The organism is Acidicapsa ligni, assembly GCF_025685655.1.
Taxonomy (GTDB): Bacteria; Acidobacteriota; Terriglobia; order Terriglobales; family Acidobacteriaceae; genus Acidicapsa; species Acidicapsa ligni.
Map to the genome: position 1 here is coordinate 756,827 of NZ_JAGSYG010000001.1, position 23,900 is coordinate 780,726.

Consider the following 23,900-nt stretch of genomic DNA (forward strand, 5'->3'; position numbering starts at 1 on the left):
CTGTTCACAAACTCACTTTAGAATCACGCTATGTCGATTCTTAACGTCATACTTCTGGCCATTGTTCAGGGTCTCGCCGAACTATTGCCTGTCTCCAGCTCTGCCCATGTAGTCGTCGCAGAAAAACTCCTCCACCTCGACCCATCTGCTCCGGCCATGACGCTCCTGCTGGTCATGCTCCATACCGGAACCATGTTCGCCGTCATCGTCTATTTCTGGAAGTCCTGGCGCCGGACCTACTTCTCCTCCGTCGCTGCATTCAAGCGCTTCGCCTTCCTGCTCATCTGGGCCACACTGCTCACCGGCATCCTCGGTGAAGTCATCAAGAAGATCATCGAAAAGACCCTCTTCAAAGGGCAGCCCAAGGCCGAGCTTGAAAGCCTCTTCAGCCGCCTGGACCTCATCGCTCCCGCCCTCGCCGCCGCCGGAGTCATCATCCTGATCGCCGGTCTCTATGAGCGACGCCACCGCCTGCGCTCCGCCGTCTCCGGGGCAGTCTCCGGCGCAGCCGCCACGCTTTCCGGAGCAGACAGCAACCTCACCCTTCGCCAGTCCACCATCATGGGCCTCGTGCAGGGGCTCGCGCTGCCCTTCCGAGGCTTCTCCCGCTCCGGCACCACCATCTCCGCCGCCATGCTCGCGGACGCCCCCAGAGAGCGCGCCGAGCGTTTCAGCTTCGCGCTGGCCGTAGTTCTCACACCCGCAGTCGTAGGCGTGGAAGCCCTCCGCCTGCTCAAAGCAGCCCACGAAGCAAGTCTTGCCGGTTCGCCCATCGATCTTCACAGCTCCATCAGCGCCAGCCTCCTGGGCATGGTCTTTTCATTTCTCGCCGGACTAGCCGCCCTCAAGTGGCTCAGCGCATGGCTTGAGAGCGGCCGCTGGTACCTCTTCGGCATCTACTGCCTGCTGGCCTCCGCCGGAGTCTTCTACCTCTATAAAATCGGCTACTAGAGCGCGGATGAAACAAAAAAGGCAACGGCCAGCATCTGCTGGCCGTTGCCTTTTCACTTCCTATAGAGCCTTCGTTACGACTGCTTCTTCGCCTTGTTCTCTTCAAACTGCTTCATCGAGTGAATCACATGATCGCGCGCATACGACGCATCATGCCATCCCTTGATCTCTACGCGTTTGCCTTCCAGATCCTTGTAGATGGCAAAGAAATGCGTGATCTCCTTGATCATGTGCGGATAGACATCCGAGTAGTTCCACACATTGGAGTAGCGTGGATTGTTCTTGCCCACCGCCAGCACCTTCTCATCCAGCACGCCCTGATCCAGCATCTCCAGCAAGCCGATCGGCCGCACTTCATGCACGCAGCCCGAGAAGCTTCCTCCCGGCACCAGCACCAGCACGTCCAGCGGATCGCCATCATCGCTCAGCGTAGATGGAATAAATCCATAATCGCCGGGGTAATGAACCGGGGAGTGCAGGTTGCGATCCAGCTTGAAGACATGTAGCTCTTTGTCATACTCATACTTGTTCGTGCCGTCTTTTGGAATTTCGATAACAGCGCGAAAAACCTCTGGCGCTTTATCGCCAATCGGTAGTTCCAGGTAGTTGACCATCTCGTCTGTTTCTCCTGTCGTTCTAGGGGTTAGGGGGAATTTCTATAGCTTGGAGCAGGCCTGGTTCAACTCTGGACCAGTTCATAATCTGGGATCCCGACATTTTCTACTCCGGGACTACTATAATCACGGAAATGAAGGCCTATGTCTACGTCACGTTAAAGACCTCCGTCCTGGACCCCCAGGGACAAACCATCCAAAATGCACTGCGCAAGATGCAATTCACCGGCGTCGAGAGCGTCCGCCAGGGCAAATTCTTCACCCTGTCGCTCGCCCCAGGCCTCTCTGCAGAGGCAGCCCGCGCCGAAGTTGAGCGAGTGGCCAAACAAGTACTGACCAATCCCGTAATTGAGGACTACACTTACCGCATCGAGGAGTAATCCCCATGCCGGTAGCCGCCAGCTCCAAGCGCTTCGCATACGGAACGACAGGACGATGTTTAGCCGGTTGGTTTCTCGGCTATCTGATATCACTTGTATCCTCCATCGCGCTCTTTCTGCTGGCTAGAATTCCCCCGGAAGAACCGACCACAACCGGAGTCTTCACCCTCATAGCCCTCTACGGCATAGGTTTTGCCGTGCTGGCTGGCTGGGTAGGCGCCGGATTCTCCCGTGAGAATGCCAGCGGTATCGGTATCGCCATCGCGTTCACGATCCTGATCGTAGCGGTCTGGTCCTGGACGGCCACCCCGCTGCACGTGCATTGGTCGCAGTCGATCGCCATCCTGCTCATGGCTCCGTCAGCCTTCGCTGGCGGCTGGCTTCGCAGCGTCCGCTAAGCGCCAGCCCGCCAGGTGGTATTGGCATTTTTTTAATTCACTTTTGGTTAGCTTGTCATACCATGATCTGCTGAGTGGGTAACTGTATTTAATGTTCCCACGAAGGCTAGCTGGATATTGCTCGATCTACCCACACTCGTTGCCGGGCAAGTGATTCTTGCGGTAATTTTTGCTGGAGTCTTTTATGGCATACACCGCCTTTATCCCGAACTAAAGGGAATTCGCTATGTAGTGGGCGGTTTCATCGTCACCGCTGTAGCGCGCCGCTTTTTTATGGTGCATGTCGGGCATGCCCAGGGCATTGCTATCCTTCTCGCTCTTGCGGCATCTGCAATCATGTACACCGCAACGTTGCGGCATCTCGGCAGCTCCAGATCGTCTAAATTGGCCTGGTTCATCCTCGCCTTATTTGGCCTTGCAATTGTGCAGTATAAGGAGTTGCGGCCAGATCCGACGCTAAGTTTCGTCCTGGAAAGCGCTGCATTTCTATTCATCCGGGCCATATGGGCGAGAGAGCTGTTTCGCCACGCCGCAGGCCGAAGGCTGTTGCGGTCCTTCGCCTTATTCCTGGTCATCTATGCCGTTTATGCCACGAATATTCTTATTGTTCGCCTGCCTTACTTATCCGCTCCAGCCTCACGATACGTCGATCTGCAACCCCTTGAAGCCTTTCTTTTAATCGTGAATGTGGCCTTGTCCGCCATTGAAGATCTCTTTATGTTGCTCATGGTCGGAAGCTCAATAATCGAGCAGTTAAAGCAGCAATCGCTTACCGACCCAATGACAGGTCGACTCAATCGGCGCGGAATCGAACAGAAAATCGCCGAAGAAGTGGCACAATCGGCCCGCGGCAGCCACATTTGTTCGATCGCGATGATCGACCTCGATTACTTCAAATCCATCAACGACCAATTCGGCCATTCTGTTGGCGACGATGCTCTGCGCCATACTGCGGAGGTGATTCTTGCCGCCGTTCGTCCCTATGATTGTCTCGGCCGGGTTGGTGGCGATGAGTTCGTCTTGATTCTGCCGTCCACCGACGGAGCATGTGCCTTGAAGATTGCGGAGCGCGTCTGCGCCGCGATTCGCAACACGGATTCAGATGGCCGTTTCCATCTTTCCGTGAGCATTGGCGTAGCGCAATACGAGTTCACGGATACTGCCACATCGATTTTTGAAAGAGCGGATACAGCCCTCTATCAGGCCAAGGAAGCCGGGCGTGGATGCGCACGGTATCTACCCCTGTCTCTGGGCAATCCGCATCCCAATCCAATTCCAATCGCCTAGCCGTCCGTCTTTGAGCCCTGCAGCTCCCCAACTCGCATCCGGGCTCTACAATCCACCTATGTGTGGAATCGTCGGTTACGTTGGCCCGAAAGAAGTCGTCCCCGTCATCCTCGAAGGTCTGCGCCGCCTAGAATACCGCGGCTATGACTCTGCCGGCATCGCCGTCGGTACGCCCGGTCAGGAGAAGCTCGAAATCCGCCGCGCGCCCGGCAAGCTTCGTAATATCGAAGAAGTCCTGCGCCAGCACCCGCTCCACGGCACCTACGGCATCGGTCACACCCGCTGGGCCACCCACGGACGCCCCACCGAAGAGAACGCCCATCCCCACCGCGACTGCACCGGTCGAATTGTGGTTGTTCACAACGGCATCGTCGAAAACTACATCGAGCTCAAACGTGAACTCACCGCCCAGGGCCACCTCTTCGTCACCCAGACCGACACCGAAATCATCGCCCACCTCATCGAAGAGGTCCAAAAGCAGGCCGAAGCCGCCGGAACACCCATCCCCCTCGAAGTCGCCGTTCGTCAGGCCGTCAAACGCCTCACCGGAGCCTTCGCCCTCGGCGTTCTCTCATCCCTTGAACCCGACAAGATCGTCGCCGCCCGTTTCGGCCCACCCGTCGTCATCGGCCTCGGCAAAGACGAGCACGGCCAGGGCGAATACTTCGTAGCCTCCGACGTCCCCGGCATCCTGCACCACACCCGCAACATCATCTTCCTCAACGACGGCGACATGGCCATCCTCACCTTGAACGGCATCGCCTTCACCGACTTCGAAGGCAACCCGCTTGAACGCAAGACGCAGCGCGTCACCTGGGACCCCATCCAGGCGGAAAAAGGTGGCTACAAACACTTCATGCTCAAAGAAATCTGGGAGCAGCCACGCGCCATCCGCGACACCACTTTGGGCCGCATCTCGCTGGAAACCGGCCAGGTCTTCCTCAATGAAATGGCCATCGCGCCTGAGGAGTTAGCCAAAGTTACCAGCATCAACATCGCTGCCTGCGGCACAAGCTGGCACGCCGCCACCGCGGGCAAATACATGATCGAGCGCCTCGCCCGTATCCCCGTCGAAGTCGATTACGCCAGCGAATACCGCTACCGCGACCCCATCGCCGACCCCAACGCACTCGGGATGCTCATCACCCAGTCCGGCGAAACCGCCGACACCCTCGCCGCTCAGCGAGAGATGATCGCCCTCGGCTCTAAAACCGTCGCCATCTGCAACGTCGTCGGAGCCATGATCACCCGCGACGCCAACGGCACCATCTACACCCACGCCGGTCCAGAGATTGGAGTAGCCTCCACCAAAGCCTTCAGCAGCCAGATCACCGCGCTCTTTCTCTTCGCCCTGCACCTCGCGCAAGTACGCGGCACTCTCACCCCCGCCGAATCCCTCAGCCTGGTGGACGAGCTAAGCCGCATTCCCGCCAAAATTCAGGACATGCTCCAGAACGTCTCGCTCCAGTGCGAAGAGCTGGCCAAAAGCTTCTCCACCGTCCGCGACTTCCTCTATCTGGGCCGCGGAATCCATTTCCCTATCGCCCTCGAAGGCGCTCTCAAGCTCAAGGAAATCAGCTACATCCACGCCGAAGGCTACCCCGCCGGAGAGATGAAGCACGGCCCCAACGCCCTGATCGACGAAACCCTCCCCGTAGTCGTCCTCGCCACCCAGGACCCCAATGACCCCGGCTCCAGACTCCGCTACGAAAAAACCTTGTCCAACGTTCAGGAAGTCACAGCCCGCTCCGGCCGTGTAATCGCCATCGCCGTGGACGGCCAGCAGGATCTGGTCCAACTGGTTGAGCACGTAATCTCCATCCCCCCAGCCCCGGAACTACTGCTCCCCCTGCTTGAAATCATCCCTCTTCAATTACTCGCCTACTACATCGCCGTAAGAAGAGGCTGCGACGTAGACCAGCCAAGAAACCTGGCCAAATCCGTCACCGTAGAGTAGCCACCTCAAACAAATTCTGCCGCAAACGAGGGCAGCAGGTCAGCCTGCATCCAGTACCGAAGTTCGAAACCTTGCTCCAGCCCTGAGCCTTTGCCTTTGCTTCTGCCCTTGCCTTTCTGCCTATCATTCCCGAAGAGAATCTCCTTCTCCACTCCAAACAAAAAAACAACGACCCCAAACGAGAGCGAGGCAGGACGATTACTCGCCCTACCCCGCCTTTCCCTTCAGTTTTAGTAAAGCTCAGCCAGCGTAAAGTTAGCGGCGACCACCACCGCCGCCACCGCGAACTCCACCACCCATACCGCCGCCATAACCACCACGGCCAACGTAACCGCCACGGCCGCCATAAAATCCTCGACCGTAGATCCCGCCACCATAGAATCCCCATCCAAAAGGACTCCAGAAAGGATTCAGGCCGACAAAAGTGTATCCGTAGCCGTATGGATCCCAATACCACCCAGGAGCAAAGCCGGCATACGAATACTGCCCCGCAATCTGTGTGTTGGCTTCAGCCAGATATTGCGACCGCAGGCTGCTCCATTTGTAGAGATCGTCCTCGGCGCTGTGACTGTCAAAGCCGTGGGGCTTCAGGTTAACTCCATCCCCAATCGCGAGTTCGCGATTGCCCTTCACGGTAATCCACTTGTTTTCGTGATCGAGAACCGCCGCTTTGCCCTGAAAAACCCGCACACTGCCATGCATGGCATCGAACGCGTAAAAACCCGGCTTCAGCACCTGTGTCGGATTTCCGTTTTGAACAATCTGCACGTTATTTTGTGGAAATATCTCATCGACCTCGACCGTAGCGTGGCCGCTTTCCAGGTCAACAACAGTCTTGGTCAAGTCCGGCGAAACCAGCCTTGCCGAACTGTTATCTCCAAGGCGGAAAACGATCCCCGGGGTGAGAAGCATTTCAACCTTCCCCTGACCGGTAGAGAGAACCTGCCCGGCATCGAGCCCCGCAGAGCCAATAGATCGTGGTGAAATATGCCGCCCGTCAATTGATGCCGATCCTTCTACATAATTGATAGTTCCCGGAAGAACCGGCTCCTCGTTTTGAGCCAGCACCGTGGAAGCGCATATACCTGACAGTAAAGTAATGGAAAGGAAACTAGTAAGCACCGTTGATTTCAACATAATCCCAAACCCTCAGTTGATATAGATGTCAATAGAGGAAAAATGTTGCGGTCAGCCCGCGAAATGGTTCAGGACGTGCAATTTTGCACGAGATATTCATCTCCATTCGCCTCCAACTGCCACCAAAACCCCCTCGGAAATCTGCGAAGATGTTTCGAGGAGAAGTCCACCAACATGCATCTCACTCCCACGGAAGCCCGCGTCCTCGGCGCGCTGGTCGAAAAGGAAATCACCACCCCCGAGTACTATCCCCTCTCGCTCAACGCGCTCGTCAACGCCTGCAACCAGAAGAACAATCGCGAACCCGTAACCTCACTCGACGACGTTGAAGTTCGTCAGGCCCTCCACGGCCTTGAAGACGACCGCCTCGCCGCTCCCGTCCGTGGCGACGGACGCGTTCCCAAATTCGAGCATCACATGCAGGAAGTCTTCAACTTCACCCGTGGCGAAATCGCTGTAATCTGCGTCCTCCTCCTGCGCGGTCCGCAAACCCCCGGCGAACTCCGCGGCCGCACCGAGCGGATGCATCGATTCGACGAGCTCAGCGACGTTCAGTCCGTCCTCCAGCGCCTGATCTCCCGCGAACCCGCCCTGGTCAAGGTGCTGCCCCGCCAACCCGGCACCAAAGAGGCCCGCTACGCCCACCTGCTCTCCGGCGATGTCGAAAGCTTCGAACCACCCTCATCCAGCGCCACGTCCTACGCATCGGCATCATCCCAGGCAAGCTCCTATCAGGAACCAGATCCGGAACTATCCGAACGCATGGCCCAACTCGAAGCCGAAGTAGCCATCCTCACCCGCGAACTAAACGAAGTCCGCGAACAAGTAGAACGCCTGACCAAACTGATCGAGTAACCCAGCCTCATCCGCTGCCTTGCCGTTGCCCTTGCAGTTGTAGTTGCCCTTGCTTTTCTGTCTGTCATTCCCGAAGGGAATCTGCTGTTAGCTTTTGCTGTTGCCATCCCGTCTGTCATGCCATCACCAAAGAATCCTCCCCATACCTGCCCCAGCGCCTTATCCTCAAACCAGACAGACATGACAGCAACAAAGAGTCGAGGAGCATCAGCATGAAAGCCAAAGCATCAAGTCGATTCCTTTCTCTTGCCCTGGCCGCAGCCCTCGCCAGCATCGTATCGCCAGCCCTCGCGCAGGATCCCGGCATCGCCGCAGCCAACGCCGCGATGCAAGCCAACATGATGGCAACCCAGGCCGCCATGCAGGCGCAATCCGACGCCCAGGCCGCCGCAGCTACCTTTCAAATGCAAATGAATATGGCCAATACTTCCAGTGCATCCTACGCCCGCGCCGCCACCAAATCGGTCAAGAGCTACGAAGCCGGCATCGATCCCGAAAAGATCCGCGCCCACGTCCAGTTTCTCTCCGACGATCTCCTCGAAGGCCGCTATCCCGGCCTCCGCGGTGGCGAACTCGCCGCCAAATACATCGCCACCCAGTTCGCCATCTACGGCCTCAAACCCGCTGGCGACAACGGCACCTATTTCCAGAACATCAACTTCGTCGGCATGAAAGTACGTCCGTCCGAAACCACCGCCAGCCTCATCCCAAAATCAGGCGCACCCATCGTCCTCAAATTCGCCGACGACTACACGGTGATGAACGAGACCCTCACCCCCACATCCGATATCGACGCCCCCATCGTCTTCGTCGGCTACGGTGCAGACGCCCCTGAATTCAACTGGAACGACTACGCGGGCATCGATGTCAAAGGCAAAATAATCCTCTGCATCGTCGGCGATCCACCCTCCAGCGATCCCAAATTCTTCGGCGGCGACGCCATGACCTACTACGGCCGCTGGACCTACAAATTCGAGCAGGCCGCCCGCATGGGTGCCGTCGGAGCACTCATCATCCACCGCACAGACCTCGCCAGCTACGGTTGGGACGTGGTCAAAAACTCCAACACCAGCGAAAAAACCTTCCTTCGCGACGACAAAAATCCCCAGCTCAAAGCCGCCAGTTGGATTCAGCTCGACGTAGCCCAGAAGATCTTCGCCGCCTCCGGTCTTGACTTCGATCAGGAGTTTGCCGCCGCCGGTAAACCCGGCTTCAAAGCCGTCGAACTCCCCATCCGCCTGCAGGCGCACGTCTCCAGCGACGTCCGCTCATTCCAGTCGCCCAACGTAGTCGGCATTTTCCCCGCATATCAAGAGCCTCTGAAAAAAGGGAAAACTCCGCCATCCTTTACCGACCAGGCCGTCCTCTACACCGCCCACTACGACCATCTCGGATTTAAGGCCGGTATGCCCGGCGACAACATCTACAACGGTGCCGCCGATAACGCAACCGGCGTCGGCATGATCCTCGAACTGGCCCGTTCCTGGAGCCACATGCGCTCCGTTCTTCCTCACTCCGTCCTCTTCGCCGCCGTCACCGCAGAAGAGCAGGGTCTGCTCGGATCGCAGTATCTCGGCCAGAACCCGCCCATCCCCGCCAGCCAGATCGCGCTCGACATCAACTACGACATGGTCCTGCCCATCGGCACACCCATGGAAATCAACGTCAACGGAGCCCAGCGCACCAGCTTCTACCCCGCCGTCGAAAAGACCGCGAAAGCCTTCCGCCTGGACATCGTTCCCGACCCGCGCCCATCCGCCGGCAGCTATTACCGCTCCGATCACTTCTCGCTCTCGCGCGTAGGCATCCCCGCCTTTTCCATCGAGCCTGGAACCCTCTTCGAAGGCTACGACCGCGCCTGGGGAGTCGCCCAATTCAAAAACTTCGAGGATCACGACTACCACAACTTCTCAGACAACTACCACTCCGACTGGGACTTCTCAGGCAACGCCAAACTCATCCGCTTCGGCATGGACCTGGGCTGGCAGGTCATCAGCAGCAAGAAGCCCATTACCTGGAATAAAGGCGATGAATTCGAGGCAGCCCGCCTCGCCAGCCGCTAACCTCAAGCTATTTTCACAGCGGATATTCACACATTCGTTGCGTCCGCAAACCCACTCGGGCATCCAAGAATTGAGCTAAGGAGAAGAACGAAATGACAACGACAGCAACCCATTCCGATAAGAAAGAAAGCAACGATCTGCTCACGCCAACCGATCTTGACCGCAAAGGTACCGCCCAGGTTGGAGAAGAGCTTCGTTATCTGCTGGCCGACGTATTCGCGCTATATCTCAAGACCAAGAACTTCCACTGGCACATGAGCGGGCCGCATTTCCGCGACTATCATCTTCTTCTCGATGAGCAGGCGGACCAGATCTTCGCCATCTCCGACGACATCGCAGAGCGCGCCCGCAAAATCGGCGAAACCACCTTGCACTCCATCTCTGAGATCGCAAAATTCCAGCGCCTCAAGGACAACTCAGCACCCTTCGTCGCTCCCAAACTCATGCTCGCCGAGCTGCATCACGACAATCTCCAGCTCGTCGAATACATGCGCAACACCCATGAAATCACCTCCAGGGTGAACGACGTAGCCACCACCAGCCTGCTTGAGAACTGGATCGACGAGGCCGAGCGCCGCGCCTGGTTCCTCTTCGAAACCATCCGCACCCTGTAACAGAAACAACCTGTCATATAAATAAGGGACCTGTAGCGCATTGCGTCACGCTACAGGTCCCTTATTGTCAGGCACTTTATATAAGAACTTTGCCGGTCTTAAACTCTTCAGCTTTAGCTGGTACAAAGCTAACAAGAGGAATTTACGCTGACAATGACAATTGCAGGCAACGTAGAGCCTAGTCTCACGGCTACGAGGCGACATTTCAAGGCTCTCGATGGCTTGAGAGGCGTGGCGGCTCTGGCAGTAGTCACCTTCCACTTCATGGAAATGGCGATTTACAACTACAGCAAGCTCTTCATCGGACATGGCTTTCTAGCTGTAGATTTCTTCTTCTGTCTGTCCGGATTTGTGATCGGCTACGCCTACGATGATCGCGTCGGCACGATGGGTCTCTGGGCATTCTTTAAAGCCAGGCTGATACGCCTGCACCCAATGGTAATTCTGGGGTCAATGCTTGGCTTGATCGCCTTGCTCTTCGACCCATTTGCGAAAGACCCTCTGGCCTATAGCGCAAGCCGCATCGCGCTCATGTTTCTGGCTTCGATTTTTCTCATTCCCTACCCCGCGATGCAGGAGCGCGCGTTCAATCTGTTTAGCCTGAACGCTCCGTCCTGGTCGCTGTTCTGGGAGTACGTAGCGAATATCTTCTACGCCGTCATCGTGTTCCGGTTCAGCCAGCGCTGGTTAGTCTTTCTTACCGTATGCGCCGCGATTGCACTTTGTGTCGTGGGCTACCAGGCCGGTGCGCTCTCCGGCGGCTGGAGCGGACATACCTTCTGGCATGGCGGCGTACGGGTAGCGTATTCATTCCTGGCTGGCCTGCTTGTGTACCGCTCCAAATGGATCATCCGCTCAAAGCTCGGCTTCAGCGTTCTATCCGTATTGCTGTTGCTGGCGTTCGTCATGCCGTATGCCAACGGAGGCTGGGTACGGGAAGCGGTCGTGGTTCTCTTTTACTTTCCACTCCTGATCGTGCTGGGTGCCGGGGCCACACTGACGCCATTTTCAGAAAAGCTCTGCACCTTCGCAGGCAACCTGTCCTACCCGCTCTACATGACGCACTACGCAGTGATCTGGATCTTTGGAAACTACTACAGCACCTACAAGCCCGACTCGGCACACCTGGCATTAGTCGTTACCAGCGGAGTCCTTGGAATGGTCGGCTTTGCTTACCTGGTAATGGTGCTTTACGACATTCCAGTGCGAAAATACCTCAGCTTGAAAAATCGGGGTGCTTGAGGCGGTTCATCCACAAACTGTCCCACTTTTATAGCTAATTGCTCGATCTGAAACGTTTTATAATGGAATCGATCGTGGCACCGCTCAGGCTCGCAACTGGCCTTACTTCTTCTTTAAGCGAGAACCTCAATTGGCCCGTCCCACATACACCGCCCGTCTTCTGAGTAAAGTCTGCATCTCCGAATCAGCCCAGTGCTTTCACCTGGAATTCGTGATCGACGAACTGCCTGACTTCGATCTGGCGCCTGGCCAGTTTCTGTCTGCGGTAGCGCCCGATCCAAACGGCAAGGTTCAGACTCGCGCCTACTCGATCGCCTCTGCAGCCAACGGAAATCAATTCGACCTCTGCGTCAATCGCGTCGAGGGCGGCTTCTTTTCCAATTACCTTATCGATCTGAACATAGGCGACACCGTTCAGGTGCATGGACCGCACGGCCACTTCGTGCTCAAGTCCCCGGTCACCGACTCCATCTTCGTCGCCACCGGCACCGGCATCGCGCCCATGCGCGGCTTTACGCAATGGCTCTTTCCCGACCAAGGCCCCGATGCAGGATTGGACCGAAGCGAAGGCAAGCAGATCTGGCTCGTCTACGGCACCCGCTACGAAAGCGAAATCTACTACCGCGAGTATTTCGAAAGCATCGCCGCGCGCCACTCGAACTTTCACTACATCGCCACCCTGAGCCGCGCTCATGAAGAGTGGTCAGGACCACGCGGTTACGTGCAGGAGCATCTCGACGCGATCATAGAAAAGCGCAGCCCGTCCGGTGGAGAATCGCCCATCGCACTCGCTTCTGTAGTGCAGGACGTAGTCGCAGCCGAAGCCTCCATCCCGCAGGCTCAGGTCTTCGATATTCACACCTATATCTGCGGTCTGAATAACATGGTCGCCGGGGTTCGTGAGCGCCTCACCAGCTTCGGCTGGCACAAAAAACAAATCATCTTCGAGCGCTACGACTAAGCCTTCGATCGGGCTCTATCGTCCAACCACCATCACGATCAGACCAAACACCAGCGCTGCGACCACGATAATCAAAACCAGCAGTCCACAGATAAACCACGCCGCCTGTCGCTCTTGTTTTGGTGTCGGATGGGTAATCCCAAAGAAGTCGATAAATCCGCGCGTAATAAAATTTACAAGTCCCACAAGGTCAACCTCGGTCTCTTATCTTAGAGAAACGCCAAGGCTTTCAGGATCCTAAAGATTAAATAGTTCGCGTAATCTCTTCGTTTGCGCCCGGCTCACCGGAATCTCCGTCTGCTTGCGATCATCCATGCGCAACTGGTAGCTCGACTTGAACCACGGCACCACTTCGCGAATGTGATTGATATTCACCACAAATCCCCGGTGCGCTCTCCAGAACAAATTCGGGTCAAGCAGCTCCAGCAGATCTTCCAGCGTCCTGCACTTGGAGTGGCCCTCCACCGAAGGCGTCACCACGCGAATCGTTCCATCCTCAATTGCTGCAAAACAAATCTCCGCCTGGTCCACCAGCAGCAATCGGCTCTGCACCTGCACAATCAGCTTGCTCGGCGCACTGGCACGCGTTGAATTTTGCTGTCGGTTCAGCAACTGCAGCAGCGCATCCATCTCCGTCTCGCGGCGATCCGTCTCGGCCTTTGAGGGTGGTTCATCCTGGCTGTTCTCCAGGATGCGCGCCCGCGCCCGATCCACTGTCTGCAAGATTCTGTTGCGATCGAACGGTTTCAGTAGGTAATCCACCGCGTTCACATCAAAGGCGCGAACCGCGTACTGATCGTAAGCAGTGGCAAAGACGATCTGCGGCAACCGCTCCATCGCCCGTTGATCGACCAGTTGCTTCAGGACGGCAAAACCGTCCAGCCCCGGCATCTGCACATCCAGAAAAACCAGGTCCGGCTGGTGCTCCTCAATCAAGTCCACAGCCTCGATCCCGTTCGTGCCTTCAGCCAGAATCTCAACGCTGCCAATGGAATCCAGCAGGTACTTCAGCTCTTCCCGAGCCAGTTGCTCGTCATCCACTATGACCGCAGTAATGGGCATGGGGATTTGAGCATCGTACTCCGTACTTGGTTGCAAGGAATCGTCTTTGGGAATGTCATTGGGCACTGGGGCCTAATCTACCATGACACGCAAACGCGAAGGCATCTGATCTTCCGCCAGCTCATGTCCGCACCCGGTGCAGTACAAATCAGTGATGCGCACCGATCGGAAGCAGTTTCCACAACTCGCCGTAAGCTGATAATTGCACTGCGGGCAAAAGTGAAAATCATTCAGCACATGCGTTCCGCAAGCCGCGCATTTCGAAATGATCGGCAGCCGCAGTAGAAAGTAGAGCACCGCGCCGATACCACCCGGCAACACAAAGCAGATCAGCATCCAGAACCGCATGCTCATCGACCTTCGTGGCGCATCCTTACTTACATATCCCACCATCAGAAAGTAAAGCGAAGCCAGAATCCCCCAGGACAAATTGATATAAGTTCTAAGTCCCAGTGGGGCCGGCGGATGATGGCGCTGCAACGGCAGAACATACCAGAAATAGTACTCCACCACGATAAACGCGATTCCAGCCACAATCATTGACCAGAGCGGAATCAACTGGGCGTCTTCGTTAATCGGTATGGATTGTGGATCGCGCATAAGTGATCTGGACAGCATAACTCAGATTTAAGATACAAATCTACTGTTTGAGACGACACAGATCGAAAAGAAGTTGCGACTAATTTCAACTAAGAGACATCGTTGAATTTTTAATGACTCAGGATCGCTTTTTCCACCATCCGGCAACCAGTACCGCGCCAAGAATCGTAGGGCAAACGATGCACGCCCACAGGCTCAGCTGGCTTCCAGGATCGGCCAGATGCTCACCCGCAATCAGGCTGTCCGTAACTTCCCATATCAGTGGCGCAATGAGAACAAGGACCAGCAGCGCAAACCCCAGGGCGACAGCCCGGTTGCGGCTTCCTCCCTGCTGTTGTTCTCGTCGAACACCCAGAGAACTCCTCACCACTCGTCGCGTACGATTGGCTACGGTTCGCTCCCGGTTTGCATCCAGCCCATGCAGCGCATTCAGCAAATCCGCAGACGGACTGGTGTCCACCACGTGGGAAGTGTCCTGCCCCGTGCTTCGAATTTGCTTGGCTGCGCTCAACCTGCCGTCTCCGCTATTGATTGTGGCCTTTATCTGGATAGGACGGGCTGACCCAGTGCGGCCTTGGAATTCGGATCTAATCTGCCAGCTTAGGCTTCATAAAAGCCAATCCACGATACAGTCGCGATTTTACCGTGGAAAGCGGGGCGTGGGTAACTTTTGCAATTTCTTCTAAAGAAAGATCTTCATGGAACCGTAGCACCAGCACTTCCCGGTACAAAGGCTCCATTTGCAAAAGCGCCGTCGTGAGTCTGTCACGATCCTCGCCACTCGAACACTGATCGAAAGGCGTCGGTCCATCCGCCGCAATTTCGATGCCCATCGGCCTGTCTTCATCACCGGCCGTCTCGAACATTTCATCCAGGCTCGACATCGTGCGCTTGCGCCGCAGGTCGATCACCAGGTTGCGTGCAACCGTAAACAGCCACGTGTCAAACCGCGCCTTGCCATTGAACTGACCACCGCGCAGCAGAACCCGCATCCAGACTTCCTGGAATAAATCCTCAGCCTGCTCGCGATTGCTCGTCAGGTACAGCAGGTAGCGCAACAATCGGTGCTGATAGCGAACAATCAGCTCGTCAAGCAGTCCCACATCCTGCCGTTTCAGACCCTCGGCAATCGCCAGGCTCTCCTGGCGAACCAGTTCTTGAGCGGCCCGGGCGCTGACGGAATCGACGATAGCTGCTGAGGCGAACGATGTCATCACATCAAGTAGACGCGGAATCCGGCTCCCAGGACGAAGTTTTTTCTCAAAAAGTGGATATTTTTTTAAAGATAATTTCAGGAACAGTATTTTGTTCGACTCTATCCACTATCACCAGCCCATAGAAATCGCACACGATCTACACTAAAGATATGCAAATTCTCTACGGACTGCACCCTGTCGAAGAGGCGCTCAAAGCGGGCAAACGCCGCTTCGATCACGTGCTGGTAGCCCGCGAACGCCGCGATGACCGCCTCGAAGCCATCGTCTCCCTCTGCCGCGACCTCAAAATCCGCCTCCGCACCGAGCCCCGCGAAACCCTCACCGACATGGCCCACACCCCGGCTCACCAGGGAGTCGTCGCCATCGTTCGCGCCCAGCAGTTCCTCACCATCGAGGACATTCTGGAACCCATCGCCACCCCGCGCCTCGTCCTCGCCCTCGACGGCGTTGAAGATCCCCAGAACCTCGGCGCACTCCTTCGCTCCGCCGACGGAGCCGGAGTCGACGCAGTGGTCATGACCGAGCGCCGCGCCGCGCCCCTGAGCGCCGTAGCCGCCAAGGCCGCCGCCGGAGCCCAGGAGCATCTCCGCATCGCCCGCGTCGTCAACCTCGTCCGCTCCCTCGAAGAGCTCAAGCGTAAGAACATCTGGATCATCGGTCTCGACGAGCGCGGCACTATGGACTACGACCAGTTCGACTTCACCGGCGACTGCGCCCTGGTCATGGGCCGCGAAGGCGACGGTCTCCACGAACTCGTCCGCCGCACCTGCGATCATCTCCTGCGCATCCCCATGGCTGGCGGCGTCAGTTCCCTCAACGTCTCCGCCGCCGGAGCCGTGGTGCTCTTTGAAGCCTTCCGCCAGCGCCGCAGTAAACAAAAGGCAGCCACCGGCGTTCCAGACAAATCTCCCACTGCCGCGTCCAAGCCTAAGAAACAGAAAGGCCTGGGTTCGTAAGTATCGAATCGGATCTGCCAGGCACCCGAGGTCATGGAACATGACCTCGGGTGGGATCTAACAAACATCCAAACTCCATTGATGGCCAGATTCACAGCTCAGGGGATAGGCCGGAGAACAGAATCATGAAAGCAAGCATTTTCCCGGCAGCAGTCTCCACCATGCTTCTCGCCGTAGCAGTGGCCATAATCAGTTCAGCCCATCCATCCCAGGCACAAACCTCCACCGGAACACCTCCCGTTTCCTCGCAGACCATCCAGCAGACCGATCAGGACGCGGCGAAAAAAGGCAAAGTCCTCTTTTCCCGTTCCATCGACTCCAACGGCCAGACCGTTGACAACGTCAATGACCCTGCGAACCCGCAAACCACCCCTGCCCCGCAGAATTCCGACGCTCTGAAAGCCTCCGGCAATCTCTCAGCAGGGCAGGCAGCAGTAAAGATCGCTCCTCAGCCCACCGCCGAGGACGCCGAGCGAGCAGCCCTCACCTACACCGATTTCGACCTCGACGCCCGCCTCCGCCCCGCTGAAGGCCACCTCGCCGTGCGCGCCCTGGTCACCGTGCGCAACGACGGCAAAACGCCGCTCCTCCACATCCCTCTGCAGCTTTCTTCCACGCTCGATTGGGAGATCATCCGCCTCAACGGACGTCAGATGCCCTTCACCCAGGCCGTTCTGAACTCCGACGCGGACCACACCGGCCAGCTTCACGAGGCAGCCATCACCCCGTCCGCCCCGCTCGCCCCCGGTGCCAGCCTGCAATTGGACGTAACCTACTCCGGCATCATTGCCCAGTCCGCCAAGCGTCTTCTCGCCATCGGAACCCCCGACGATGTCGCTGCTCACTCCGACTGGGATCGCATCGGCATCGACTTCACCGGCCTCCGCGGCTTCGGCAACGTCGTTTGGTATCCCGTCTCATCCGTCCCCGTCATCCTCGGCGATGGCGCGCGCCTCTTCGATGAAATCGGCACTCACAAACTCCGCAGCGCCGGAGCCCATTTCCGCCTGGCGCTCACCGTCGAAACACCCCCGGGCCAGGCTCCCAACGTCGCCCTGATCAATGGCCGTCCAGCCGCTTTGTCCCAGACCCTTGGAGCCGACGCCTCAGTTGCCACCGTTTCAACCGCCCATGTCGACGACGCAATTCTCGGCTTCGAAGCTCCCAGCCTATTCCTCGCCAGCCGCAGCAGTAGCGAAGGCCCAAACATCACCCTCTGGACGCGCCCGGAATCCACACCCAACATCGCCGCCTGGAATGAAGCAGCCACCGAAGTCATCCCGTTTCTCCAGGGCTGGCTCGGTCAGCGCCCGCGCTCGCAGCTCACCATCCTCGACCTTCCCGATCCAGCCGACGTCCCCTTTGAAACCGGAGCCATGCTCGCCACCCCGATCCGAGCCGCCACTCCTGAAGTTCTCGACGGTCTCATGGCCCATGCCCTCACCCACGCCTGGGTGCTCTCGCCGCGAGCCTGGCTCAGCGAAGGCGTAGCCCACTTCATGGGCACTCTCTGGATTGAAAAACAGCAGGGCCGGGAACGCGCCCTCGCCACACTCGACGGCTCCCGCGCCGCTCTCACCCTCGCCGAACCCGCCAGTCCCGGCGAAGGCGACGGTCAGCCGCTCACCGCCTGCATCTCGCCCGTCTACTACCGCACCAAGGCCGCTTACGTCTTCTGGATGCTTCGCGATCTGGTCAGCGACGCAACCCTGTCGGCAGCCCTGCGCGCCTACGACCCCGCAGCCGACACCAAACCGGAGTATTTCGAAACACTCATCGAACAAGCCGGCCAACGCCGCAACCTCGGATGGTTCTTCGCCGACTGGGTCTACGCCGACAAAGGTCTGCCTGACCTCTCCATCGAGAGTGTCTTCTCCAGTGCCGCCTCTGTTCCCGGTTCGTATCTGGTCGCAGTCAACGTTGCCAACAACGGTTACGTCGCCGTCGAAGCCCCCATTCAGGTCATCAGCGACACCGCCAGCGTCACCCAGCGCGTAGTCCTCCAGGCCCGCTCTAAAACAGTGCAGCGCATCCTGCTCCAGGGCATCCCCTCGGAAGTCCGCCTCAACGACGGCGCCATCCCCGAAACCCAGGCCACCATCCACAGCAAACTAATCGAAGCCGCCACGCCGAACTAACACGCCCAACTAAAGCATTTCTCCTGGCGGGGTATTCTGCTATCGCAATATTTGCGCAACGACTGACGGCGTAGCTTTTCATGATGAAAAGCTACGCCGTCGCCAGTCCAGTCTGATTCATAGCAATAGTAGAAACACTCGAATCGATGCGGACTTATTCCCTGCCCAGCGCCTTGGCGATCCCCGCCTCCACCAGCGGATTCATAATGTCGTACCCAGCCTTATTCGGATGCACCCCATCACGGCTCAACGTGGCCGGAAGACCGCCCCGCGAATCCACCATTGCCGAATAAAAATCGACATACGTATAACCGTGACTGGCCGCATACGCCTTGATCCAGGCATTCAATGCAATCACCTTCGGAGCAGGCTCGCGCCCCGGCTTCCAGGGAAAATCAAAGGCCGGCAGAATCGAGCAAAGCACCACCTTGATGTCGTTGGCATGAGCCAGGTCGGCCATCGACGCAAAGTTGTCCTCCGTCTGCTCCGGAGTCATATCACCCGTATTCCCCGCAACATCGTTAATCCCCGCCAGAATCACCACCACGCGCGGCTTCAGTTCCACCACATCCTGGCGAAAACGCACCAGCATCTGCGGCGTAGTCTGCCCGCTGATGCCGCGATTCACGTACGGCTTTCCAGGAAAAAATCCAGGGTCCGTAGCCGCCGTCCGCTGTGCCTCTGGAATGCCACTGTGCAGCCACGACTCCGTGATGGAGTCGCCCATGAACACAACCCGCTCTTCACCCGCAGCTGCAGCAGGTAATGCTACATCCGCATCATGAAATCGCTTCATATTCGGCCAGTCCGTCGGCGGTTCAACCAGGTGAGGACGCTGTGGCGCAGCCGCCGCCGGTGCCTGCGAAACAGGCGGTGGAGTTTGCTGCGCAAGCCCTGACGTAGCAGTCAGCATCCCGGTAAAAACCGCAGCCGCCACAAACGCACCAAAACGAAATGGATGAACATACCGCCCGGATTCGTTCCCGCCCTCATTCAAAAACCAACGCATGGCTATCTCTCATTCTTGGATTTGTTCAAAGCCCTGTGCCCGATATCGTGCCGATAGTAGATTCCGTCAAAATGAATCTTACCCATCGCCTCATACGCCAGATCCAGCGCCTCGCGCAGCGATGGCGCAGCCGCAGTCACCCCCAGCACGCGGCCTCCGTTGGTGTATAACTTGCCTCCAGCCAGCGTCGTCCCAGAGTGAAACACCTGCACGCCCTTAACCTTCGCCGCCTGCTCCAGGCCCGTAATCTCCAGCCCCGTTTCATAGCTCCCCGGATACCCGCCCGAACTGGCAATCACGCAGGCGCTGGCACCCGGCTTCCACCGAAACTCCGTCTCCGAAAGCCGCCCATCGATGCAAGCCTCCATCGCGTCCACCAGGTGGCAACCCGTCTCGCAATCCAGCCGCATCAGAATCGCCTGTGTCTCCGGATCGCCAAACCGTGCATTGAACTCCAGCACCTGCGGTCCGCGAGCCGTCATCATCAGCCCGATATACAACACCCCCACAAAAGGAGTGTCCTCCGAAGCCATCCCCGCAATCGCAGGCCGGGCAATATGATGCATCACCCACTCCTGCATCTCCGGCTCCAGCAGCGTGTCCATCGAATACACACCCATACCGCCCGTATTCGGGCCCGTATCGCCTTCGCCCACGCGCTTGTGATCCTGAGCCGCCACCAGCGGAGCCACATGCTTGCCATCGGAGAGGCAAAGGAAACTCACTTCCTCACCCAGCAGAAACTCCTCGATCACCAGTTGCTGTTCCTTCGAGCCCAACAGCTTTCCGCTGAACAAACCCTGCGCCGCCTCAAGTGCCGCTCGCCGGGATTGGCAGATAATCACGCCCTTGCCCGCAGCCAGGCCATCCGCCTTCACCACAATCGGAGCATGAAAAAACTCGATCGCCTTCTCGACATCTTCCGCCGAAGTACAAACCGCATAGTTCGCCGTAGGAATCTGGTGTCTCTGCAAAAACCGCTTCGCAAACGACTTGCTCGACTCCAGCATCGCCGCAGCCTTTGTGGGGCCAAACACCCTCATCCCAAGCGCCTGCAAAGCATCCACCAGCCCCAGCGAAAGCGGCAACTCCGGCCCCACAACGATCAGATCCGGCCGCTCGGCAATCGCAACCTGCACCATGCCATCCAGATCGGAGAGCGATACCGGCACCAGCCGCGCAATCCCCGCAATCCCGCCATTCCCCGGCGCGCAAACAACCTCGGTCACGCGACCACTCTTCGCTATCGTCCACGCCAGAGCATGCTCCCGGCCGCCCGAACCAAAAATCAGAACCTTCATCGTTTCCTCTGCCTGGCGCCGCATTCGAGCGCCGCCAAGCCTAATCTTCCATCCCTAACAGGGTACCCGACCCGCCGCAGCCACGCGAGAATTCCACCCGTCACCTCCGCAAATTCTCTTCGGCTATACTGCCGATTGGCAACCTTGGCCAGGGAAGATCAGGCAACACCACCGTGGACTCCAGATACGACAGCATTCAGGTAGAGCAGCAGCGTAAAGCGCGGCGCGCAAATCAGCGCCAGAGCTTTCGCCGCAACCAGGCCCTCGGTCTCCTGTTCGCCGCCGGCGCCGTCCTCATCTACAGGCTGTTTCACACTCCATCGGGATGGCTCTTTCCCGCAGGCTGGTGGCGTTTGTGGTAGCACCGCGCGATCCACTGGCAGTCCTGATCCTCGGCCCCACCGGCAGCGGCAAAACCGCCCTCGCACTCTCCCTCGGCAAACACTTCAACGGCGAAATCATCAGTTGCGACTCCGTAGCCGTCTACCACGGCATGGACATAGGCTCCGCCAAGCCCACTCTCGATGAGCGGCGCCAACTCCCCCATCACCTGATCGATGTCGCCAACCCCGACCAGCCCTTCACCGCCGGAGACTACAGCCGCCAAGCCCGCGCCGCGCTCCATGAAATCGCCGCTCGCGGCCACCTGCCCATCGTCACCGGAGGCACCGGCCTCTACCTGCGCGCCATGACCCTGGGACTCTTCAACGGCCCCGCCCGCCGCGACGATCTGCGCGCCCGCCTGACCAGCTCTCACCAACGCCACGGAGCAAACTGGCTGCACCGCATCCTCACTCGCGTCGATCCCATCTCCGCCAGTCGCATCCACGCCAACGACATTCCAAAACTCATCCGCGCCATCGAGGTCTGTCTGGCCGCCAAACAGCCAATCTCCGCAGCCTTCACCGCAGGCGAACATCCCGGCAGAGATCCCCTCACCGGCTTCCGCCTCCTGCGAATAGGCCTCAACCCTCCGCGCCAGTCTTTATACGAGCGCCTCAACCGCCGCGCCGCGCAGATGTTTCAGGACGGCCTGGTCGAAGAAACCCGGCAGTTACTCCATCAATACGGCTCCGTCAAAGCCCTCGACTCCCTCGGCTACCGGCAGGCACTGAGCGTCATCAACAAGACAGCCACATTCAGCGAAGCCACCGCCGCCGCCCAGCAGGGCCATCGCAACTACGCCAAGCGCCAGCTAACTTGGTTCCGCCGCGAACCCGAAGTCCACTGGACAGAGGATTTCGGCAATACCGAGGCTGGCATTCAGTCCGCCATCGCCCTCATCGCCTCAAATCGCTGATCCGATCCGCACCTGCATCCCGCACTACGGCAAACCCGTCGCCTGGAATCAGATCCCCCATTGCCGCATCCATTAGACTAGAGCGTGGTAAGGAACGCGACACGGCACTCTACGGCAGCCCTGGAAACGGCCAGCCCAGAGTTTGAGGCAGTCCCGTACATCTGAAAGGAAGCATCTTGGCAGAGACAATTTACGACGTAGCAATCATCGGCAGCGGCCCCGCCGGTTACACCGCAGCCATCCGCGCCGGAGAGTTCGGCCTCAAAGTAGCCCTCATCGAGAGTTCCGATCAACTCGGCGGCACCTGCCTCCACGTGGGTTGTATTCCCACCAAGGCCCTGCTCTTCCACGCCGAGATATGGGACCACCTCAAGCACGGTGCTGAGTACGGCATCGACAACGTCACCGAGCCCAAACTCAACTGGGCACAGGGTCTCAAGCGCAAGAACGCCATCATCGCCAAGCACGTCAAAGGCCTTGAATTCCTCATGCGCAAGAACAAGGTCAACACCATCGAGGGCTATGGACGCCTCACCGGTCCCGCCAAAGACGGCATCCACACCGTCAGCATCTACACCGAGGGCGGCGGCGGAGCAGCAGGCGAGCAGTCCTTCCTCAAGGCCAAAAACGTCATCGTCTCCACCGGTTCGCAGGCCAAGATGCTGCCCGGCCTCGAAGCCGACACCCGCATCCTCACCAACATCGAAATTCTCTCCATCCCAGCTCTGCCCAAGTCGCTGATCGTCATTGGAGCGGGAGCGGTTGGCGTCGAATTCGCCTCCATCTTCCGCAGCTTCGGCAGCGAAGTCACCATCGTCGAATATCTCCCGCGCCTCGTTCCCGTTGAAGACGAAGAAATCTCCAAGGAACTCAACCGTCAGTTCAAAAAGCGCGGCATCGACGTCAACACCGGAGCCAAGGTAGAAAAGGTCGAGAAGACCACCGATGGCGTCAAAGTCACCTTCACCGACTCCAACGGCAAAACTGTAGTTAAAGAAGCCGACAAAGTCCTGATCGCCGTGGGTCGTTCCCCACGCACTGACAACATCGATATCAACAAGACCAAAATCGAGCTGGACCGTGGCTTCGTCAAAACCAATGAAGCTATGGAAACCGCCGAGCCCGGCATCTTTGCCATTGGAGATATCGTCTCCGGCATGCCCCAGCTTGCCCACTCCGGCAGCATGGCCGGCATGATCGCCGTTGCCAAAATCGCAGGCAAACCCTTCCGTCCCATCAACCGCCTGCGCATCCCCGGCTGCACCTACACCGAGCCGCAGATTGGCTCCGTCGGACTCACCGAAGCTCAAGCCAAAGAAAAAGGCCACGAGATCAAAGTCGGCAAGTTCCCATTCGCCGGCAACTCCAAAGCCACCATCGTCGACTCACACGACGGCTTCGTGAAAATTGTCTCCGACGCAAAGTATGGCGAAATCCTGGGCGTCCACATCATCGGCCCCTCGGCTACAGAAATCATCGCCGAAGCCGTAGTAGCCATGGACCTCGAAGGCACCGTGGAAGAACTGATGTACACCATCCACGCGCACCCCACACTCAGCGAATCCATGCTCGATGCCTACGGCGCAGTAGAAGGCCTGGCCATCAACGCCTAACCAGACCTGACCAGAAAGCAGCAGCAACAAATCCACCGTTGCCGCTGCTTTCCTGTCTGAGCTGTTGCTTTTGTATTTGCCTTTGCAGTTGCACTTGTTTTTCTGTCTGTCATTCCCGCAGGGAATCTGCTTCTCCATGCACAACCCTGGCCCCGCCGTTGTTTTGTGGCCAGGGCGGCACCCAATAGCACCCTCGAAAAACACAGCACTACCCATCCCAGGGCGAAGCTCGCTCCAGGAGAGCG

The 23,900-nt window shown here is 58.0% G+C and carries 24 protein-coding genes; 14 read left to right on the forward strand and 10 right to left on the reverse strand.

Going from position 1 to position 23,900, the window contains the following annotated elements; all coding sequences use genetic code 11:
- Positions 1-30 precede the first annotated feature (30 nt).
- Complete coding sequence (locus OHL19_RS02945; protein WP_263356093.1) at positions 31-951, forward strand: undecaprenyl-diphosphate phosphatase; 921 nt, start codon at positions 31-33, stop codon at positions 949-951.
- A gap of 74 nt (positions 952-1,025) precedes the next feature.
- Here the strand turns inward: OHL19_RS02945 and OHL19_RS02950 are convergent, their stop codons facing one another.
- Complete coding sequence (locus tag OHL19_RS02950) at positions 1,026-1,565, reverse strand: inorganic diphosphatase (protein ID WP_263356094.1); 540 nt, start codon at positions 1,563-1,565, stop codon at positions 1,026-1,028.
- 134 nt (positions 1,566-1,699) lie between these two features.
- Here OHL19_RS02950 and purS point away from each other — a divergent pair, with 134 nt between their 5' ends.
- The 4 genes from purS to glmS all read left to right on the forward strand — a co-directional run bounded on the left by purS (position 1,700) and on the right by glmS (position 5,587).
- Positions 1,700-1,945 carry a phosphoribosylformylglycinamidine synthase subunit PurS gene (gene purS, locus OHL19_RS02955; RefSeq protein ID WP_263356095.1) on the forward strand — a complete coding sequence of 82 codons (246 nt, stop codon included), beginning with the start codon at positions 1,700-1,702 and terminating at the stop codon, positions 1,943-1,945.
- A gap of 5 nt (positions 1,946-1,950) precedes the next feature.
- Positions 1,951-2,343, forward strand: a complete 393-nt coding sequence (locus OHL19_RS02960; protein ID WP_263356096.1) for a hypothetical protein — start codon at positions 1,951-1,953, stop codon at positions 2,341-2,343.
- Between the two features lie 117 nt (positions 2,344-2,460).
- Positions 2,461-3,630: a GGDEF domain-containing protein gene (locus OHL19_RS02965; RefSeq protein WP_263356097.1), complete on the forward strand. Its 1,170-nt coding sequence runs from the start codon at positions 2,461-2,463 to the stop codon at positions 3,628-3,630.
- 58 nt (positions 3,631-3,688) lie between these two features.
- A complete protein-coding gene (glmS, locus tag OHL19_RS02970; protein WP_263356796.1) occupies positions 3,689-5,587 on the forward strand; it encodes a glutamine--fructose-6-phosphate transaminase (isomerizing) in 1,899 nt (632 codons plus the stop codon).
- Positions 5,588-5,842: 255 nt separating this feature from the next.
- Here glmS and OHL19_RS02975 read toward each other — a convergent pair whose 3' ends face one another.
- A complete protein-coding gene (locus OHL19_RS02975) occupies positions 5,843-6,724 on the reverse strand; it encodes a hypothetical protein (RefSeq protein WP_263356098.1) in 882 nt (293 codons plus the stop codon).
- Positions 6,725-6,898: 174 nt separating this feature from the next.
- Between OHL19_RS02975 and OHL19_RS02980 the strand changes: the two genes are divergently transcribed.
- From OHL19_RS02980 to OHL19_RS03000, 5 genes are all read left to right on the forward strand, one after another.
- Positions 6,899-7,579, forward strand: a complete 681-nt coding sequence (locus OHL19_RS02980) for a YceH family protein (RefSeq protein WP_263356099.1) — start codon at positions 6,899-6,901, stop codon at positions 7,577-7,579.
- 212 nt (positions 7,580-7,791) lie between these two features.
- The gene (locus OHL19_RS02985) at positions 7,792-9,642 is read left to right on the forward strand and encodes a M28 family peptidase (protein WP_263356100.1); all 1,851 of its coding nucleotides are present in this window, start codon (positions 7,792-7,794) and stop codon (positions 9,640-9,642) included.
- Positions 9,643-9,734: 92 nt separating this feature from the next.
- Positions 9,735-10,256 (forward strand): Dps family protein, encoded by a 522-nt coding sequence (locus OHL19_RS02990; protein WP_263356101.1) that lies wholly within the window; start codon positions 9,735-9,737, stop codon positions 10,254-10,256.
- 153 nt (positions 10,257-10,409) lie between these two features.
- A complete protein-coding gene (locus OHL19_RS02995; RefSeq protein ID WP_263356102.1) occupies positions 10,410-11,498 on the forward strand; it encodes an acyltransferase family protein in 1,089 nt (362 codons plus the stop codon).
- A 130-nt stretch (positions 11,499-11,628) separates the two neighbouring features.
- Positions 11,629-12,459: a ferredoxin--NADP reductase gene (locus OHL19_RS03000; protein WP_263356103.1), complete on the forward strand. Its 831-nt coding sequence runs from the start codon at positions 11,629-11,631 to the stop codon at positions 12,457-12,459.
- Between the two features lie 15 nt (positions 12,460-12,474).
- Here the strand turns inward: OHL19_RS03000 and OHL19_RS03005 are convergent, their stop codons facing one another.
- From OHL19_RS03005 to OHL19_RS03025, 5 genes are all read right to left on the reverse strand, one after another.
- Positions 12,475-12,645, reverse strand: a complete 171-nt coding sequence (locus tag OHL19_RS03005) for a hypothetical protein (protein WP_263356104.1) — start codon at positions 12,643-12,645, stop codon at positions 12,475-12,477.
- A gap of 51 nt (positions 12,646-12,696) precedes the next feature.
- Positions 12,697-13,521: a LytR/AlgR family response regulator transcription factor gene (locus OHL19_RS03010; protein ID WP_263356797.1), complete on the reverse strand. Its 825-nt coding sequence runs from the start codon at positions 13,519-13,521 to the stop codon at positions 12,697-12,699.
- Positions 13,522-13,593: 72 nt separating this feature from the next.
- Positions 13,594-14,121, reverse strand: coding sequence for a zinc ribbon domain-containing protein (locus tag OHL19_RS03015; protein ID WP_263356105.1), 528 nt, complete (start codon positions 14,119-14,121; stop codon positions 13,594-13,596).
- Between the two features lie 118 nt (positions 14,122-14,239).
- A complete protein-coding gene (locus OHL19_RS03020; protein WP_263356106.1) occupies positions 14,240-14,632 on the reverse strand; it encodes a hypothetical protein in 393 nt (130 codons plus the stop codon).
- Between the two features lie 76 nt (positions 14,633-14,708).
- Positions 14,709-15,335: an RNA polymerase sigma factor gene (locus OHL19_RS03025; RefSeq protein WP_263356107.1), complete on the reverse strand. Its 627-nt coding sequence runs from the start codon at positions 15,333-15,335 to the stop codon at positions 14,709-14,711.
- Positions 15,336-15,487: 152 nt separating this feature from the next.
- Between OHL19_RS03025 and rlmB the strand changes: the two genes are divergently transcribed.
- Positions 15,488-16,294: a 23S rRNA (guanosine(2251)-2'-O)-methyltransferase RlmB gene (rlmB, locus tag OHL19_RS03030; protein WP_263356108.1), complete on the forward strand. Its 807-nt coding sequence runs from the start codon at positions 15,488-15,490 to the stop codon at positions 16,292-16,294.
- A gap of 125 nt (positions 16,295-16,419) precedes the next feature.
- Complete coding sequence (locus OHL19_RS03035; RefSeq protein WP_263356109.1) at positions 16,420-18,432, forward strand: M1 aminopeptidase family protein; 2,013 nt, start codon at positions 16,420-16,422, stop codon at positions 18,430-18,432.
- A gap of 154 nt (positions 18,433-18,586) precedes the next feature.
- Here the strand turns inward: OHL19_RS03035 and OHL19_RS03040 are convergent, their stop codons facing one another.
- The 3 genes from OHL19_RS03040 to OHL19_RS03050 form a co-directional block, all read right to left on the reverse strand.
- The gene (locus OHL19_RS03040) at positions 18,587-19,441 is read right to left on the reverse strand and encodes an SGNH/GDSL hydrolase family protein (protein WP_263356110.1); all 855 of its coding nucleotides are present in this window, start codon (positions 19,439-19,441) and stop codon (positions 18,587-18,589) included.
- A gap of 2 nt (positions 19,442-19,443) precedes the next feature.
- Complete coding sequence (purD, locus tag OHL19_RS03045; RefSeq protein WP_263356111.1) at positions 19,444-20,742, reverse strand: phosphoribosylamine--glycine ligase; 1,299 nt, start codon at positions 20,740-20,742, stop codon at positions 19,444-19,446.
- Between the two features lie 158 nt (positions 20,743-20,900).
- The gene (locus OHL19_RS03050; RefSeq protein ID WP_263356112.1) at positions 20,901-21,056 is read right to left on the reverse strand and encodes a hypothetical protein; all 156 of its coding nucleotides are present in this window, start codon (positions 21,054-21,056) and stop codon (positions 20,901-20,903) included.
- Positions 21,057-21,067: 11 nt separating this feature from the next.
- Here OHL19_RS03050 and miaA point away from each other — a divergent pair, with 11 nt between their 5' ends.
- Together miaA and lpdA are read left to right on the forward strand one after the other, a co-directional pair.
- Entirely contained in the window at positions 21,068-22,042 is a 975-nt protein-coding gene (miaA, locus tag OHL19_RS03055) for a tRNA (adenosine(37)-N6)-dimethylallyltransferase MiaA (RefSeq protein ID WP_263356113.1), read from the forward strand.
- Between the two features lie 176 nt (positions 22,043-22,218).
- Positions 22,219-23,655: a dihydrolipoyl dehydrogenase gene (gene lpdA, locus OHL19_RS03060; protein ID WP_263356114.1), complete on the forward strand. Its 1,437-nt coding sequence runs from the start codon at positions 22,219-22,221 to the stop codon at positions 23,653-23,655.
- The last annotated feature ends 245 nt before the right edge of the window (positions 23,656-23,900 follow it).

What these genes read in the sequence shown, in the direction of transcription:
- OHL19_RS02995 (WP_263356102.1), top strand. Translation starts at nt 10,410, where the DNA reads ATGACAATTGCAGGCAACGTAGAGCCTAGTCTCACGGCTACGAGGCGA.
- OHL19_RS02975 (WP_263356098.1), bottom strand. Translation starts at nt 6,724, where the DNA reads ATGTTGAAATCAACGGTGCTTACTAGTTTCCTTTCCATTACTTTACTG.
- OHL19_RS03010 (WP_263356797.1), bottom strand. Translation starts at nt 13,521, where the DNA reads ATGCCCATTACTGCGGTCATAGTGGATGACGAGCAACTGGCTCGGGAA.
- OHL19_RS03035 (WP_263356109.1), top strand. Translation starts at nt 16,420, where the DNA reads ATGAAAGCAAGCATTTTCCCGGCAGCAGTCTCCACCATGCTTCTCGCC.
- OHL19_RS03015 (WP_263356105.1), bottom strand. Translation starts at nt 14,121, where the DNA reads ATGCGCGATCCACAATCCATACCGATTAACGAAGACGCCCAGTTGATT.
- OHL19_RS02990 (WP_263356101.1), top strand. Translation starts at nt 9,735, where the DNA reads ATGACAACGACAGCAACCCATTCCGATAAGAAAGAAAGCAACGATCTG.
- OHL19_RS02950 (WP_263356094.1), bottom strand. Translation starts at nt 1,565, where the DNA reads ATGGTCAACTACCTGGAACTACCGATTGGCGATAAAGCGCCAGAGGTT.
- OHL19_RS02945 (WP_263356093.1), top strand. Translation starts at nt 31, where the DNA reads ATGTCGATTCTTAACGTCATACTTCTGGCCATTGTTCAGGGTCTCGCC.
- purS (WP_263356095.1), top strand. Translation starts at nt 1,700, where the DNA reads ATGAAGGCCTATGTCTACGTCACGTTAAAGACCTCCGTCCTGGACCCC.
- OHL19_RS02980 (WP_263356099.1), top strand. Translation starts at nt 6,899, where the DNA reads ATGCATCTCACTCCCACGGAAGCCCGCGTCCTCGGCGCGCTGGTCGAA.
- OHL19_RS02960 (WP_263356096.1), top strand. Translation starts at nt 1,951, where the DNA reads ATGCCGGTAGCCGCCAGCTCCAAGCGCTTCGCATACGGAACGACAGGA.
- glmS (WP_263356796.1), top strand. Translation starts at nt 3,689, where the DNA reads ATGTGTGGAATCGTCGGTTACGTTGGCCCGAAAGAAGTCGTCCCCGTC.
- miaA (WP_263356113.1), top strand. Translation starts at nt 21,068, where the DNA reads ATGGCTCTTTCCCGCAGGCTGGTGGCGTTTGTGGTAGCACCGCGCGAT.
- rlmB (WP_263356108.1), top strand. Translation starts at nt 15,488, where the DNA reads ATGCAAATTCTCTACGGACTGCACCCTGTCGAAGAGGCGCTCAAAGCG.
- OHL19_RS03025 (WP_263356107.1), bottom strand. Translation starts at nt 15,335, where the DNA reads ATGACATCGTTCGCCTCAGCAGCTATCGTCGATTCCGTCAGCGCCCGG.
- OHL19_RS02985 (WP_263356100.1), top strand. Translation starts at nt 7,792, where the DNA reads ATGAAAGCCAAAGCATCAAGTCGATTCCTTTCTCTTGCCCTGGCCGCA.
- OHL19_RS03040 (WP_263356110.1), bottom strand. Translation starts at nt 19,441, where the DNA reads ATGCGTTGGTTTTTGAATGAGGGCGGGAACGAATCCGGGCGGTATGTT.
- purD (WP_263356111.1), bottom strand. Translation starts at nt 20,742, where the DNA reads ATGAAGGTTCTGATTTTTGGTTCGGGCGGCCGGGAGCATGCTCTGGCG.